Origin of the sequence: Luteitalea pratensis (assembly GCF_001618865.1) — a bacterium.
GTDB classification, from domain to species: domain Bacteria; phylum Acidobacteriota; class Vicinamibacteria; order Vicinamibacterales; family Vicinamibacteraceae; genus Luteitalea; species Luteitalea pratensis.
In genome coordinates this window covers 6,977,926-6,992,347 of the sequence record NZ_CP015136.1, presented here as the reverse complement: position 1 = coordinate 6,992,347, position 14,422 = coordinate 6,977,926, and the positions used below count along the sequence as shown (strand labels likewise).

The following is a 14,422-nucleotide window of genomic DNA, read 5'->3' as shown; positions in this document are numbered from 1 at the left end:
GCTGCTCACATCTCGTTCCGCACCCCAAGGTTTCGGGCGCAGCATGTGGCGCCTTTAGAGGGGGAGTGTCATGGCTCGCAAGCTGAAGTCAGACAAGTGGCTGTTTGGAGCCGCCTTCTTCCTCGTGTGCGTGAGCGTAGTGATGGTCTACAGCGCGCTCGCGGGAAAGGCGATGGATGCCACCTCCGTTCCGGTGCAGCTGATGGCCCGCCAGGCCACGTGGGTACTGGTGGGATCGCTGCTGATGGTCGTGGTGATGCGCATCGATTATCGCGCCTGGCAGCAGCCGACGGTGATCAACACCGCCGTCGGCGGCGTGCTCGCCGCGCTGCTGCTCCTTGCGGCCATGAAGTTGCTCGGAGCCGGGCACAACGTCAAGGGCGCGGTGCGCTGGCTCGGCGTCGGCAGCATCGGGATCCAGCCGTCCGAGTTCGCCAAGCTGGCAGTGATCCTGTTCGTGGCCCAGCGACTGAGCCACCGGATGGAGCGGATCAACGACCTGAAGAGCGTGTTGGTGCCGGTCGGATCGGTGCTCGGCGCGATGGCGCTCCTGATCCTGTATCAGCCCGATCTGGGTACCACGGTCTCGATCTGCATCGTCGCGTTCTCGATGCTGTTTGCGGCGGGCCTGAGCTTGCAGTACATCGGCCTCTCCGCGCTGATCGCGACGCCGGCACTCTACGTGCTCGTGTGGTTGGTCCCATACCGTCGTGCACGCGTGCTGGCATTCCTGGATCCCTGGGCCGACCCGCTCGACAGCGGCTTCCAGATCATCCAGTCGCTGATCGCGGTCGGCACCGGCGGCCTGTTGGGTCGCGGCCTGATGGAGGGCCTGCAGAAGCTGCGGTTCCTGCCCGAGCCGCACACCGACTTCATCTTCGCGGTGATTTCCGAGGAGGCCGGTCTTGCTGGTGCGATCGCCGTGCTGCTGGCGCTGCTCGTCATCGCATGGCGCGGCCTTCGCATCGCCGCCAACGCCCAGGATCGCTTCGGTGCGTTCCTGGCGGTCGGCCTGACGACGATGATGGCGGTGCAGGGCCTGATCAACATCAGCGTGGTCCTGGGACTGCTGCCGACCAAGGGACTGCCGTTGCCGTTCGTGAGTTCGGGCGGGTCGTCGATGCTGGTCAACCTGATCGGGCTCGGCATCCTGCTCAACGTGTCGCAGCACGCGGCCATCGAATCCTGAGGCTGTGGACGCGCGCCCCGACATCTCGCGGCCACGACAGGTGGTGATTGCCGGAGGCGGCACCGGGGGACACCTGTATCCCGGGATTGCCGTGGCGCATGCACTCAGGAAGCGGGACCCCCGCGCCGTGGTGACCTTCGTCGGCACCGCCCGCGGGATCGAGGCACGCATCGTGCCGCAGGAGGGCTTCGAACTGGACCTGATCCGGAGCGCGGGATTGAAGGGCAAGAGCGCGGGCGCCGTCGCCCGTGGCGTCGGACTGCTGCCATTGAGTGCGCTCGACGCCTGGCAGGTCCTGTCACGCCGTCGCCCCAATCTCGTGATCGGCGTGGGGGGCTACAGCTCCGGCCCGGTCGTCGCGCTCGCCGCGGCGCGCGGGATTCCTACGCTCCTACTCGAGCAGAACGCGACCCCGGGCCTGGCCAATCGTTGGCTGGCCCGCCTGGTGGACGCCGCTGGCGTCACCTACGAGTCGACTCTGCGCTTCTTCCATGGCCATGGGTTCGTGTCCGGCAATCCGGTGCGCGAGGCGTTCCTCGCGGTCGGACCGCGGCCGGGCGCGGGTGGTGAACGAAGGGTGCTCGTCTTCGGAGGTTCACAGGGTGCACACGCGATCAATCAGGCGATGGTGGCGGCAGCGGCGCACGTACGTGAGATACCGGGCACGTGTTCAATCGTGCACCAGACGGGAGAACGTGATCTCGAAGCGGTGACGGCGGGCTATGCCGACGCTGGAGTCGCGGCCGACGTCCGCGCCTTCATCGGCGACATGCCGCAACAGATGGCGGAAGCCGACGTGGTGGTGTGCCGGGCCGGCGCCACCACGCTGGCCGAACTCACGGCCGCCGGTCGCGTGGCGATCCTGATCCCGTTTCCGCAGGCCACCGACGATCACCAGCGCGCCAATGCCAGGACGCTCGAGGCGGCGGGCGCCGCGGTGATGCTCGACGAGAAGGACCTCACCGGCGAACGGCTCGCGGCGGAACTGCGCGGACTGCTGACCGACGATGAACGCCGGTACGCCATGGCCACGCGCGCGCGCGGCCTGGCGCGGCCCGACGCAGCCGACGTGATCGCGGCTCGCGCCGAAACGCTGATGCAGGGGAGCCACTGACCATGGCCGAGCCCACGCGTCGCGTCCACTTCGTCGGCATCGGCGGCATCGGCATGAGCGGCATCGCCGAACTGCTCGTCAACCTGGGTTACCAGGTGAGCGGGTCCGATGCCCGTACGACCGACATCACGCGCCGCCTGGCGGGGATGGGCGTGCGCGTGCACGAAGGGCATGCCGGCGACAACATCGGCGACGCCGACGTGGTCGTGGTCACGTCGGCCGCACGCCCAGACAATCCGGAAATCGTCGAGGCGAGGCGTCGCGCCGTGCCGGTGATCGCCCGCGCCGAGATGCTGGCAGAGCTGATGCGCCTGCGCCGCACCGGCATCGCCATCGGCGGCGCGCACGGCAAGACGACCACCACGTCGATGGTGGCGCTGATGCTCGAGCGCGCCGGGCTCGACCCGACCGCCGTCATCGGCGGCCGGCTCAGCGCCTTCGGCAGCAACGCGCGCCTCGGGCAGGGTGACGTCATCGTCGCGGAGGCGGACGAGAGCGATGGCTCGTTCCTCAAACTGTCGCCGGTGATCAGCGTGATCACCAACGTCGATCGCGAGCACCTCGATCACTACGGCACGTTCGAGGCCGCGCTCGACGCGTTCGTCGCCTTTGCCAACAAGGTGCCGTTCGACGGCGCGGTGATCGTCGGCGTCGACGACCCGGTGCTGACGGGGCTCATCCCGCGCATGACGCGCCGCGTCGTCACCTACGCGACCGACAACGACGCGGCCATGCTCGGCGCGCGCGCGATCGGCACGAGTCACGGAACGTCGACATGTGAGGTCTGGCGTCGTGCCACGCACGGTGCCGGGACGACCGAGTGCCTCGGCACGCTCGTGCTGCACGTGCCGGGTCGTCACAACCTGCGCAACGCGCTCGCCGCGGTGGGCGTCGGACTGGAACTCGGCTTGCCCTTCGATCGGATCGTGTCGGGCCTTGCGGAGTTCCGCGGTGCGGAGCGACGACTGCAGGTCGTGGGCGAGCGGGCCGGTGTACTCGTCGTCGACGACTACGGGCACCATCCGACCGAGATTGCCGCCGTGATCGCGGCCTGCCGCGAGGCATGGTCGCGGCGCCTCGTGCTGCTGTTCCAGCCGCATCGCTACACGCGCACGGCCGGGTTGCTGGACGAGTTCGCCGACGTGCTCGCGCAGGCCGACGAGGTCTGCCTGCTGCCGATCTACGCCGCGAGTGAGGACCCGATCCCAGGCGTGACATCCGAGGTACTGGCCGAGGCCGTGACGCGCCGCAGCGGCCGACCCGTCCACGTCACGAGCGGGCTGCCGGAGGCGCCGGCGTCGATCGCGGCGGTCGCTCGCGCCGGGGATCTGATCGTCACGCTTGGCGCCGGCTCGGTCGGTTCGCTCGGCCCTCGCCTGCTCGACGCGATGGAGGCGCGAGGCTGATGCCGCCACGTCCCCAGGGTCGAAACACGCGCCGCGTGCCGCCGGCCACGACGCGGGATCCGCGCCTGCTCCGTGCCCGCGATGGCGGCCACCGGGCCGCGCGATCGTGGCGGGCGCGCCTGTGGACGGCGCTGCGTGTCGGAACCTTCGCCACCGTGCTGATCGGTTCGGGCTGGTACGTGCAGGCGGTCATGACCAGTGGCCAGGCCTTTGCCGTCGTCCGCCTCAGGGCGATCGGCAACTCGCGCCTGTCAGAAGGCGAGATCGAAGGCCTGCTCGACGGCCTGAAGGGTCGCAACATCGTGACCACGCCCCTCGAGCCGTGGCGGCAGCGCCTGCTCGCGTCGCCGTGGGTGCGCGAGGCCAGTCTCCGCCGTGCGTTGCCGGGCACGATCGAAGTACGGATCACCGAACGTGTGCCGATGGCCGTGGCGCGATCGGGTGACTCGCTGCTGCTGATCGACGAGCAGGGCGCCATCGTCGACGAATTCGGGCCGCGCTATCGATCGCTGGACCTGCCGATCGTCGAGGGCCTGATGGAACGCGATGGCAAGGAGGCAGTCGCCGACGAGACGCGAATCGCGCTCGTGGCCGAGGCGCTCGTCTCTCTGCGTGATGCAAACCTGCTCGCGAAGGTCTCCCAGATCGACGTGCGCAACGCCCGCAACGTCGGCGTCATGCTGATGAACGACGCCGTGCTGCTGTACGTCGGTCGCGAGCGCTTTGGCGAGCGGGTGCAGGGCTATCTGGACATGAAGGGCCGCCTCGCGCGGATGGTCGATCAGGTCGAGTCGGTGGATTTGCGGTTCGAGAACCGCGTGTACGTGCGTCCCCGCAAGCCGGGGGCCACCTTTGCGTCGATGCCACGGATCCCTGTCGAGGATTCGGTGGAGGAAGCGCTGGCGGAGCCAGAGGATGTCGATGGGCAGCATTGAAGTGCTGAGGCAACCAGTGGGAGGGCACCGTGCCTCGTAACGAACGCTACCTGGTGGGCCTGGACGTGGGCACCACCAAGGTGGCCGCGATCGTGGGTGAGGTCACCGACGATGGCGGCGTCGAGATCATCGGCATCGGCACGGCCGATGCCAAGGGCATTCGCCGCGGCGCGGTGGTGAACCTCGAGGAGGCGGTCGAATCGATCAAGAAGGCGATCGAGGAGGCGGAACTGACCGCAGGCATCGAGATCGACTCGGTGTACCTGACGCTGTCGGGCGCCCACATCAAGGGCTTCAACAGCCGCGGGGTGGTGGCCGTCTCGGGCAAGACGCGCGAGATCACCCGCGAGGACGTGCGCCGCGCGATCGATGCGGCCAAGGCCTTCGCGCTGCCGAACGGCCGCGAGATCCTGCACGTGCTGCCGCAGGACTTCGCGGTCGACGACGAGGAAGGCATCGCCGATCCGGTCGGCATGACCGGATCGCGACTCGACGTCAACGTCCACATCGTGACCGGCGGCGCCGCATCGATGCAGAACCTGATCGCGTGCGTGAATCGCGCCGGCGTCAACGTCGTGGACACGGTGCTCGAGCAGATCGCCGCGGCCGAAGCCGTGCTCACGCCCGATGAGCGCGAGCTCGGTGTTGCCGTTGTCGACATCGGCGGCGGCACGACCGACTTCGCGATCTTCGAGCGCGGCAGCCTGTGGCACACCGGCGTGGTGGCGATTGGTGGCGATCACTTCACCAACGACATCGCCGTCGGCTTGCGCACCCCGGTGCCCGATGCCGAGAAGCTGAAGCGGCGCTGCGGGTGCGCGCTGAACTCGATGGTCGGCGAGGACGAAACCATGGAGGTGGCGAGCGTGGGCGGACGACGCCCGCGCGTGATGTCGCGCCGCATCCTCTCGCAGATCCTCCAGCCGCGTGCCGAACAGGTGTTCCACATGCTGTGGGACGAGATCGACAAGGCAGGCTGCAGCAACTCCCTGCACTCGGGCATCGTGCTGACGGGCGGGGGTGCGGCCCTCGACGGGATGGCGGAGATCGCCGAGCAGATTTTCGACTTGCCGGTGCGCCGTGGCGTGCCGGCCGGTGCCAATGGGCTCGGCGACCAGGCCAGCAGCCCCATCTACGCGACGGCCGTCGGCGCCGTCATGTACGCGAGCCGTAATCGGGCCCCCGCGCCGCCCACGCCAGTGGGCCTGCGCTGGGTGCTCGAGTCGGTGAGCTCCATGTTCAACAACTTCTTCATCGGGCGATGACACGGCGGGCAAGTGGACGGGGGACGCATGCACATCAATGAAGTGGACGGGAACGGCCGTCGACGCGTAGCGGGATTGACCGACGAGCAGGCGCTGCGCCTCACGCTCGACACCGAAGTGCGCGCCGGGGCGCGCATCAAGGTGGTGGGTGTCGGCGGCGGCGGCAGCAACGCCGTCAACCGGATGGTTCGATCGGGATTGAGCGGCGTCGAGTTCGTCGTCGCCAACACGGATCTGCAGGCACTGCAGCAGAGCCCGGCCTCGACCAAGATCCAGATCGGCGGCAAGTTGACCAAGGGCCTCGGCGCGGGGGCAGACCCGAACGTCGGCCGCAACGCCGCACTCGAGGACACCGACAAGCTGATCGAGGTACTCGACGGCGCGGACATGGTGTTCGTGACGACAGGGCTCGGCGGCGGCACGGGGACGGGAGCGGCACCGGTGATCGCCAGCCTTGCCACCGAGCTCGGGGCGCTGACGATCGCGGTGGTCACCAAGCCCTTCAAGTTCGAGGGCAAGCGTCGCCACACCCAGGCCGAGCGCGGCCTCCACGAACTGCGCGAGTGCGTGGACACGGTGATCACGATCCCGAACGAGCGCCTGCTCGCCACGATCGATCGCCGGACGCCGCTGCCGGAAGCGTTCGCGGCGGCCGACGACATACTGCGCCAGGCGATCCAGGGCATCTCGGATCTGATCCTCGTGCCCGGCTTGATCAACCTCGACTTCGCCGACGTGAAGACCATCATGTCCGGCATGGGCCTGGCGATCATGGGAACCGGCGTGGCCGAGGGCGAGGACCGCGCCATGGAAGCCGCCAACCGCGCCATCTCGAGCCCGCTCCTCGAGGACGCCTCGGTGCGCGGCGCGCGCGGCGTGATCATCAACGTGACCGGCGGGACCGACATCTCGCTGCTCGAGGTGAGCGAGGCGTCGAGCATCATCCAGGAGGCCGCGCACGAGGACGCCAACATCATCTTCGGCGCCGTCGTCGATCCGACGATGGAAGGGACGATCAAGATCACGGTCATCGCGACCGGCTTCGACAAGCCCGACATAGTGCAGCGTCCGCCGCAGGAGAGCCGTACGCCCTCCGACCTGAACAACTACGAACGCGACGGTGTCTGGCAGGCGCCACCGCGTGCGGCGGGCGCGGCGCCGATGGCGATCTCGCGGCGCCACGCGCTCGATCTCCAGCCGCAGGCGTACTCGCGTGACGAGCACCTCGCCACCGGCACCGACGACGCGTCGCCACTGGACGTGCCGGCGTTCCTGAGGGGCCGGGGGCACGAGTAGGGTCATGTCTCAGGTCTCAGGCCTCAGGCGCTGCACCTGAGCCGTAGTCACATACGGACAGCAGTCTCAAGGCCCACGTCTTACGTAAGACCTGAGACCTGAGACCTGAGACCGGAGACGGCGCGCGATGTGTGTTCCTGCGCGCCGTGCTAGATTGGTGTGTTGGCCCGCCGCCGCTCGCACCGTCCAGGGGCGGCGGCTGGCTCGCTCCTACACATGAAGGCGCAGGACCTCCGAGATCGGGCCCGGGCCACGCTGGCCCGCGAAGCCGGTGTCCTCGTGAAGCCACACGGGCAGCGGATCCGTGTGGCCCTTGCCTTCCCGAACACCTACCACATCGGGATGTCCAACCTGGGCTTCCAGACCGTCTACCGTCTCTTCAACGAGATGGACGACGTCGTCTGCGAGCGCGTATTCCTGCCACCTCGGCAGGAGCTGCACGACCAGCGCGCGGCCGGCCTCAAGCTGCTGACGATCGAGTCGCAGACCCCGGTGAAGGCGTTCGACGTCTTCGCCTTGTCGGTCTCGTTCGAGTGGGATTACCCGAACGTGCTGACGCTGCTGCGGCTCGCGGGCATGCCGATCTACGCCGCCGAGCGGCAGGCCGGGCGCGATCCGCTCGTTGTACTGGGCGGCGCGGTCACCTTCGTGAACCCGGAACCGCTGGCGCTGTTTGCCGACGTGATTGCCGCGGGTGAGGGCGAGGAACTGGTGCCGACCCTCGTTCAGCGCATCCGCGAGGCGACGGGACGCGAGTCGCTCCTCCAGGCGCTCGGACAGGACCGCGGCTTCTACGTGCCCTCGGCATGGACGCCGGACTACGCCGCTGACGGCACGCTGCGCGGGATGATTGGCGACCCGGCACGTGGCGGCGCCGCGCCCGTGAAGAAGGCGGCGGTGCGGACGACCGACCTGCTCGACCCGCCACACACGCAGATCTTCACCCCCGACACCGAGTTCGGCTCGCGGTTCCTCATCGAAGTCGTGCGCGGCTGCGCCAACCTGTGCCGATTCTGCTGGGCCGGATACAACTACCTGCCGGTGCGGCCGTTCGACACCGGTCGCATTCTCTCGCTGGCCGAGGCCGCACGGCCCCTCGCGCACAAGGTGGGCCTGGTGTCGATCGCCCTCTGCGATCACCCCGACATCGAGCTGATCCTCGAGCGGCTTGCTGCAATGGGCTACTCGATCAGCCCTGCTTCGCTGCGCCTCGACGACCTCAACGAGTCGATCGTCAGGCGACTCGTCACGAGCGGCGAGCGCGGTGTGACCATCGCACCAGAGGCGGGATCGGACCGGCTCCGCCGGGTGATCAACAAGACGTTCACGAACGAGGAGATTCTCGACAAGGCGAACCTGCTGTTTGCCAACGGCGTCGAGAACCTGAAGCTGTACTTCATGATCGGGCTGCCGACCGAGACCGACGAGGATCTCGTGGCGATGCGCGACCTGACCGCGCAACTCCGCGGCATCATGCTGCACCACGGCCGCACGCGCGGGCGAGTCGGGCGGATCGTGGCGAGCGTCAATCCGCTGATCCCGAAGCCGGGCACGGCCTACCAGTGGCTGCCGATGGAAGACCCGGCCATCACCGACAAGAAGGCCAAGCGCCTGAAGAAGCTGGTCGCCGATCTCGACAACGTCTATTTCACGGTGAAGTCCGAGCGGCACTCGTACTACCAGGCGCTCATGTCGCTCGGCGATCGACGCGTCGCCCCGGCGATCGACATGGTCGAGCGCAACGGCGGCAACTGGCGCGAGGCCGTGGAGGCCACCGGCGTCGATGCCGACTTCTACATCTTCCGCGACCGAAGCCAGGACACGTACCTGCCGTGGGACGTGATCGACGGCGGGATGAAGCAGTCGTTCTTCCGCAACGAGTTCGACAAGGCCATGCGCGCCGAGTGGACGCTGCCGCCCAAGCGCCAGCAGGAGAACGCCAGGCTCCTGCCCGTCATCTCCTGAATACGGTCCGACGCCGTTGACCGCGCTGCGCCGCCTGGCCCTGCCCCTCGCCGTGCTGGCGTGGTGTGCGCTGGCGACGGCGTCATTGGTTGTGGCGCTCGGACCGCTGTCGGTGCCTGCCATCGGCGTCTCCATCTCTCGCGCGACGCGACTGCTCGCTGCCGCCGCCGTGCTCGCCGGCGCCGCGCTCTGGTGCCGGGGCAACGTGCTGGCGCTGCTGGACGACCTCGCCTCGTCTCGGGCGCCGTACGTCGCGACGCTCGCACTCACGCTCGTGGCGTTCACGGCGCTTCTCTCCACGCACGGCGCCGTGAACGTGGGCGGAGCCGACTCGGCGGGCTATCTCGCACAGGCCGCCCGGTGGCGCGATGGACAATTGCGCGTGCCGCTGCCCCTCGCCATCCCCGGCATCGCCGATCCGTGGGTGCAGAGTGGCCTCGGCTTACGCCCGTCCGCCACTGGCGATGCGACGGTACCGACATACCCGCCAGGACTGCCCTGGCTCGAGGCCGTCGCCCTGCGGCTCGGCGGTGAGTTCGCCGCCGTGCGTGGACTTCCGTGGCTGGCCGCGATGGTCGGCCTCGTGGCGGCGTGGCTGGTCTCCGTGCCGCGCACCGGGTATCCAGGCGCAGCGCTGGTGGTGACGAGCCTTGCGACGCTTCCGCCCTTCTTGTACCAAACGCTCCAGCCGATGTCAGACGCGCCGGCACTTGCCGCCTGGCTGCTCGCACTTGCCCTGGCATCGAGGACGTTCCCCGCCGCGCTCGTTGGAGCTGCCCTGGCGACACTCGTCGCGATCGTGATTCGACCGAACCTCTCGCCGCTCGTCCTGGTCGTGGCCTGGCAGGCATGGCAGGCCGTGCCTCGGGTGTCTGCGCAGATTCGTCGCCGCCGCCCCGTCGTTCGCCTGCTCGTCGTCTGTGCCGGGGCTTTCGCAGGCGTTGCTGCCGTGGCCGCCGTGCAGGCATCCCTGTACGGGTCGCCCGTGCGCTCGGGCTACGGCCGAGCGTCCGACCTCTTTGCCCTGCGATACGTGTCCGAGAACGTGCGGCTCTACGCGGCCTGGTTCCGGGAAGGTGTCGCCTGGCCAGCGGGCGTCGTTCTGCTGGCCGGCGCAGCCTGCCTCGCGTGGCGGGCGGTGCGCCAGGCTGACTGGCGCCCACCGGCGGCCATGCTGGTCGCGGTGCTCGTGCTCTACCTCGTCTACATCCCTTTCGACTCGTGGACGTACCTCCGCTTCGTCCTCGTGCCGCTCGCACTCGCGCCGCTCGGTGCGGCGTACGTGCTGCACGCCGTGCAGGAGAGCCGCTTCACGCGCTGGACATTCCCCGTGACGATGGTCGTGCTGCTAGCGGTGGCGCTGCCGAACCTGCGCCTCGCACGGGAACTGACCGTTTTCAACGTGCGGGCGCGCGAGTACCGGTACGTGGCCGCGGGTCGCTACGTTGCCGACCAGCTGCCCGCGACGGCCGTGATCGTCGCCGTGCAGCACAGCGCCTCGACCCCGTATTACAGCGGCCGCCCGGTGATCCGGCCCGACCTTCTCGCACCCGACGCCTTCGGCACACTTGTCGCCTGGGCAGATCGCGAGCGACGCCCCCTCGTGTTCGTGCTCGACGAGTCCGAACCGGCCACGTTGCACCACCGGTTTGGTGACGCGGCGCTCACCGCCCTCGATTGGCCGCCGCGAGCCGAGATCGGCCGCCCCATCGCCACGCGGATCTGGGTCGGCGCCGATCGCGAGGTCTACCGCGCGGGCGGCCGGATTCGCACGACGCGGATCACGGACATCCCGCGCTAGTCGCGAGCCAAGAGCGTGCCTTGCCTTCGGACACCGGCAGGCAGTCGCGTCGATGTGATCACCGGGCGAGTGCGTTCTGGGCCTCGTGCTCGACGTACGCAGCGAGGATCACGTCGCGCACCTTGTCTTGTGCGTCCTGGTCGGCAATCGGACGAAGCAGCGCGTAGCTGCGACGTTCGCCATTGACCGAATAGGTGCGCGCCGGGAACGTGACGTTGCGTCGCCCGGATGGCGAACGACGCTCCCAGACGGAGAACCCGATCAGCTTGAGGCCATTGAGGGCCCCCTCGACGAAGTGGAGCTCGGCGTCGGCCAGTTTGCCCGCCGGGCTGGCCTGTTCGTTGGCGGCGACGATCTTGACCGTCATGTGCGTGTCCTCCGTGTACGGCTGGTGCGTCGCGGCGATTCACTCGAACGCCGCGTCGGCAAGGAAGGACGGGGACCTCGCTCCGGCCTCTGGCCAGGTGGCGACATGCGCCACGCGTGCGGATCCGCCGTCCGCCTCCTGTATTTCAAGAGTCGCGCCATGGCTCGCCTCGTCACCAAGGCAACTCTGTAAGTCATTGCCAACATGTTGGTTCGGTCGCCAGTGCGACGACGGGAGGCAGTCGGCTCGAGGCGCGGACAGAGCGGCAATTGTCAACCGCAGTTCACACGGCAAGTCGATTGGGCTGGCCTGCGTGAATATCCGCGTCCAATGATCGGCGTCCGCCGTCGTGAACCGCGCGGGTAACGGCAGTTGGCGTGTGCCTCCTGCCGTTGCATCATCGACCCGTGACGATGCCTGCGCCGATGAGCCCTTTCACGTGGTTCGAGACGCCGTGGGGGCCGGCGCTGCGATGCGAAGCTCTCGAGCCGCACGCCCGCCATGTCTTCACCGGGCGCGGCCTCGACCTCCCGCATGCCGATGAGGGGGCGGGCTGGGAGACGCTCTCGAACTGGCTCGGCGTGGAATCGTCGCACCTCTGGCGGTTGCGGCAGGTACACGGCATCACGGTGCACACCGAGGCCGTGGCGCCATGTGACGGCACGTGGCCGGAGGGGGATCTGCTCGCCACCGACCAGCACGACGTGGCACTCGCCGTCCGTACGGCCGATTGCGTCCCGCTCCTGTTTGCCGATCCACGCACGGGCGTGGTCGCCGCCGTGCATGCCGGCTGGCGCGGAACCGTCGCTGGCGCCGCTTCTCGGATGGTGGAAGTACTTGCGGTGACGTTCGGGAGCCGGCCCGAAGACCTCATCGCTGCCATCGGCCCTTGTGTCGGGCCCGAGTCATACGAGGTCGGGCAGGAGGTCGTCGACGCGTTCGCCGCCGCGTGGCCGCACGAGGCCGCGCGCGGGACGTGGTGGGTCCCGCGGGTGCCGCCGGGCAAGTACCTCCTCGACCTGTGGACCATCACGCGCGACCAACTCGCCGCCGCGCGTCTGGATCCGGCCAACATCCACCTGGCGGGGTTGTGCACCGTGAGGCACGCGGCGCTGCTGCACTCGTATCGGGTCGACGGAAGTTCAGCGGGCAGGATGGTCGCCGCCATCCGGCCCGTGAGAACGCCGGCCTGATCAGCTCCTGGTGTTCGTCATTCGGCACCCGGCCGATGCGAAGGTCGACCAATCACTCCAGGTCGAAATCGAAGCGTGGCGCCGACGGCCGCCCGCCCTTGCCGGCCTGTTCCGGCTTCGGGGGACGGGGGATGCTGATCGCGCGCGGCGCCAGCAGGGCCGGCTCGGCAGGGGCAGCCGCGGCCGGCGCTTCCGCCGGTGGCTTGCCTTCGACGATGTCCATGGCCTGGTTGGAGAGCCCGTCGGCGACCTTGTTCTGCTCGCGCCTGACGTGCTCGAACGTCACCCGCTCCAGCTTCGCGATCAGCCGCTTCGCGTCCGCGTGCAGCTCCTGCATCGTCGCGTGCTTGACCTTGTACTCGCCGCGCATCTGCTTGATCACCAGCTCGGAGTCCATGCGCACGCGGACCCGCCGGTGGCCGTGGTCCACCGCCCATTGCAGGGCCGCGATCAGGCCCGAATATTCGGCGACGTTGTTGGTGGCATGTCCGAGCGGCCCTACCAGTTCCGCCAGTGTGTTGTCGTCCCCGTCGAGGATGTGCACCCCGTAGCCGGCCGGCCCGGGGTTCCCTCGCGCGCCACCATCCGTGTACGCCGTAATCATCGGGAAGATCGTAACCTGTCGCGAATCGGGAATCGGGAATCGGGAGTCGGGAAACGGGAGTCGGGAGTCGACGTCCGGGAAGGTTGCAGACATGGAGTACCAGCGTTCGCACTTCGGCTCGGCATTGTTCGCGCTCCTGCTGAACTCAGCTGTGCCTCTGCTTGCGCACGCGCAGGAGGGACTGGAGCGCTCGGCTCTGGACGACTTTCGTCTCGTGACCGTCGCCGACGGGTTGGAGGTGCCCTGGGCGATGGCCTTCCTGCCCGGCGGAGACATGCTGGTCACCGAGCGTGCCGGCCGACTCCGCATCGTTCGCAACGGCCAATTGGTGGCCGAGCCTGTCGCGGGGGTTCCTCCGGTACGCGCCGGCGGTCAGGGCGGCCTGCTTGACGTGGTGCCACACCCGCGGTTTGCCGAGAACCGTCTCATCTACCTCAGCTACTCGAAGGCCTCGCCCGACGGCGCCCGCAATACCACCGCCGTGATCCGTGGCCGCTTCGATCAGGACCGCCTGAATTCTGTGGAGCAGGTGGTCGAAGCGCAGGCCTGGTCCGACGGCGAGGCACACTTCGGGTCGCGTCTCGCCTTCGACCGGCAGGAATACCTGTTTGTGACCATCGGCGACAGGCAGGTCTACCCGAAGGGCGATCTGACGACGCATCCGGCGCAGGATCTCTCGACCCACCACGGCAAGGTCCTGCGGCTCCATGACGACGGGCGAGTGCCGGCCGACAACCCGTTCGTGGGCCGGGCGGGGGCGCTGCCGGAGATCTGGAGCTACGGTCACCGCAATGAACAGGGCCTGGTGGTGGACGCTGACACGAACGAGGTCTGGCTCACCGAGCACGGCCCGCAAGGCGGAGACGAGCTGAATCTCGTCGAGGCGGGCCGCAACTACGGTTGGCCGGTCGTCGGCTTCGGTGTCATGTATCGCACGGGCGCCGCCATCCACGCCGCCACGCTGCGTGACGGCATGGAGCCACCCGTCCACGTGTGGGTGCCGTCGATCGCGCCGTCAGGGCTGGTTCGGTATACCGGCGACAAGTTCCCTGCCTGGCGCGGGAGTTTCCTTGCCGGCGCGCTGGGCGGAGAGCAGCTCGTGCGCCTCACGCTCGACGGCCGTCGTGTGATCAACGTCGAGCAGATCGTCCAGCGTCGCGGGCGGATTCGCGACGTGCGAGAAAGCCCTGACGGCTTCATCTACGTGGCCTTCGAGAGCCGCACGGCGGGCGCAACGACCCGCATCGTCCGGCTCGAGCCAGTCGCTCGGTGAGCCGCCGGCCGTGC

12 protein-coding genes are annotated in these 14,422 nt (G+C 68.6%); 10 read left to right on the top strand and 2 right to left on the bottom strand.

The window, feature by feature from the left end; all coding sequences use genetic code 11:
* Positions 1-70: 70 nt before the first annotated feature.
* From ftsW to LuPra_RS29350, 8 genes are all read left to right on the top strand, one after another.
* Positions 71-1,189, top strand: a complete 1,119-nt coding sequence (ftsW, locus tag LuPra_RS29385) for a putative lipid II flippase FtsW (protein WP_110174068.1) — start codon at positions 71-73, stop codon at positions 1,187-1,189.
* 4 nt (positions 1,190-1,193) lie between these two features.
* On the top strand, positions 1,194-2,303 hold the full coding sequence (gene murG / locus LuPra_RS29380; RefSeq protein ID WP_110174067.1) for an undecaprenyldiphospho-muramoylpentapeptide beta-N-acetylglucosaminyltransferase: 1,110 nt from the start codon (positions 1,194-1,196) through the stop codon (positions 2,301-2,303).
* A gap of 2 nt (positions 2,304-2,305) precedes the next feature.
* Positions 2,306-3,709, top strand: a complete 1,404-nt coding sequence (murC, locus tag LuPra_RS29375) for a UDP-N-acetylmuramate--L-alanine ligase (protein WP_110174066.1) — start codon at positions 2,306-2,308, stop codon at positions 3,707-3,709.
* Entirely contained in the window at positions 3,709-4,644 is a 936-nt protein-coding gene (locus tag LuPra_RS29370; RefSeq protein ID WP_110174065.1) for a cell division protein FtsQ/DivIB, read from the top strand. Before murC ends, LuPra_RS29370 begins: the two co-directional genes overlap by 1 nt.
* A gap of 29 nt (positions 4,645-4,673) precedes the next feature.
* Positions 4,674-5,909 (top strand): cell division protein FtsA, encoded by a 1,236-nt coding sequence (gene ftsA, locus LuPra_RS29365; protein ID WP_110174064.1) that lies wholly within the window; start codon positions 4,674-4,676, stop codon positions 5,907-5,909.
* A gap of 27 nt (positions 5,910-5,936) precedes the next feature.
* Positions 5,937-7,205 (top strand): cell division protein FtsZ, encoded by a 1,269-nt coding sequence (gene ftsZ, locus LuPra_RS29360; protein WP_110174063.1) that lies wholly within the window; start codon positions 5,937-5,939, stop codon positions 7,203-7,205.
* Positions 7,206-7,421: 216 nt separating this feature from the next.
* Positions 7,422-9,170, top strand: a complete 1,749-nt coding sequence (locus tag LuPra_RS29355) for a radical SAM protein (protein ID WP_110174062.1) — start codon at positions 7,422-7,424, stop codon at positions 9,168-9,170.
* A gap of 16 nt (positions 9,171-9,186) precedes the next feature.
* A complete protein-coding gene (locus tag LuPra_RS29350) occupies positions 9,187-10,971 on the top strand; it encodes a hypothetical protein (protein ID WP_110174061.1) in 1,785 nt (594 codons plus the stop codon).
* Between the two features lie 58 nt (positions 10,972-11,029).
* On the opposite strand, the gene LuPra_RS29345 is transcribed toward LuPra_RS29350, so the two are convergent.
* Positions 11,030-11,338 (bottom strand): hypothetical protein, encoded by a 309-nt coding sequence (locus LuPra_RS29345; protein WP_110174060.1) that lies wholly within the window; start codon positions 11,336-11,338, stop codon positions 11,030-11,032.
* 425 nt (positions 11,339-11,763) lie between these two features.
* On the opposite strand from LuPra_RS29345, the gene pgeF reads away from it, so the two are divergent.
* Positions 11,764-12,531 (top strand): peptidoglycan editing factor PgeF, encoded by a 768-nt coding sequence (gene pgeF, locus LuPra_RS29335; protein ID WP_157899841.1) that lies wholly within the window; start codon positions 11,764-11,766, stop codon positions 12,529-12,531.
* A 52-nt stretch (positions 12,532-12,583) separates the two neighbouring features.
* Here pgeF and LuPra_RS29330 read toward each other — a convergent pair whose 3' ends face one another.
* Positions 12,584-13,135 carry a ribonuclease HI family protein gene (locus LuPra_RS29330; protein ID WP_157899840.1) on the bottom strand — a complete coding sequence of 184 codons (552 nt, stop codon included), beginning with the start codon at positions 13,133-13,135 and terminating at the stop codon, positions 12,584-12,586.
* A gap of 91 nt (positions 13,136-13,226) precedes the next feature.
* Between LuPra_RS29330 and LuPra_RS29325 the strand changes: the two genes are divergently transcribed.
* Positions 13,227-14,408, top strand: coding sequence for a PQQ-dependent sugar dehydrogenase (locus LuPra_RS29325; RefSeq protein WP_110174923.1), 1,182 nt, complete (start codon positions 13,227-13,229; stop codon positions 14,406-14,408).
* Positions 14,409-14,422 lie beyond the last annotated feature (14 nt).

Bases quoted from the DNA above. Each gene is read 5' to 3' on its own strand.
- ftsW (WP_110174068.1), top strand. From the start codon at position 71: ATGGCTCGCAAGCTGAAGTCAGACAAGTGGCTGTTTGGAGCCGCCTTC.
- murC (WP_110174066.1), top strand. From the start codon at position 2,306: ATGGCCGAGCCCACGCGTCGCGTCCACTTCGTCGGCATCGGCGGCATC.
- LuPra_RS29370 (WP_110174065.1), top strand. From the start codon at position 3,709: ATGCCGCCACGTCCCCAGGGTCGAAACACGCGCCGCGTGCCGCCGGCC.
- ftsZ (WP_110174063.1), top strand. From the start codon at position 5,937: ATGCACATCAATGAAGTGGACGGGAACGGCCGTCGACGCGTAGCGGGA.
- LuPra_RS29355 (WP_110174062.1), top strand. From the start codon at position 7,422: ATGAAGGCGCAGGACCTCCGAGATCGGGCCCGGGCCACGCTGGCCCGC.
- LuPra_RS29345 (WP_110174060.1), bottom strand. From the start codon at position 11,338: ATGACGGTCAAGATCGTCGCCGCCAACGAACAGGCCAGCCCGGCGGGC.
- pgeF (WP_157899841.1), top strand. From the start codon at position 11,764: ATGAGCCCTTTCACGTGGTTCGAGACGCCGTGGGGGCCGGCGCTGCGA.
- LuPra_RS29330 (WP_157899840.1), bottom strand. From the start codon at position 13,135: ATGATTACGGCGTACACGGATGGTGGCGCGCGAGGGAACCCCGGGCCG.
- LuPra_RS29325 (WP_110174923.1), top strand. From the start codon at position 13,227: ATGGAGTACCAGCGTTCGCACTTCGGCTCGGCATTGTTCGCGCTCCTG.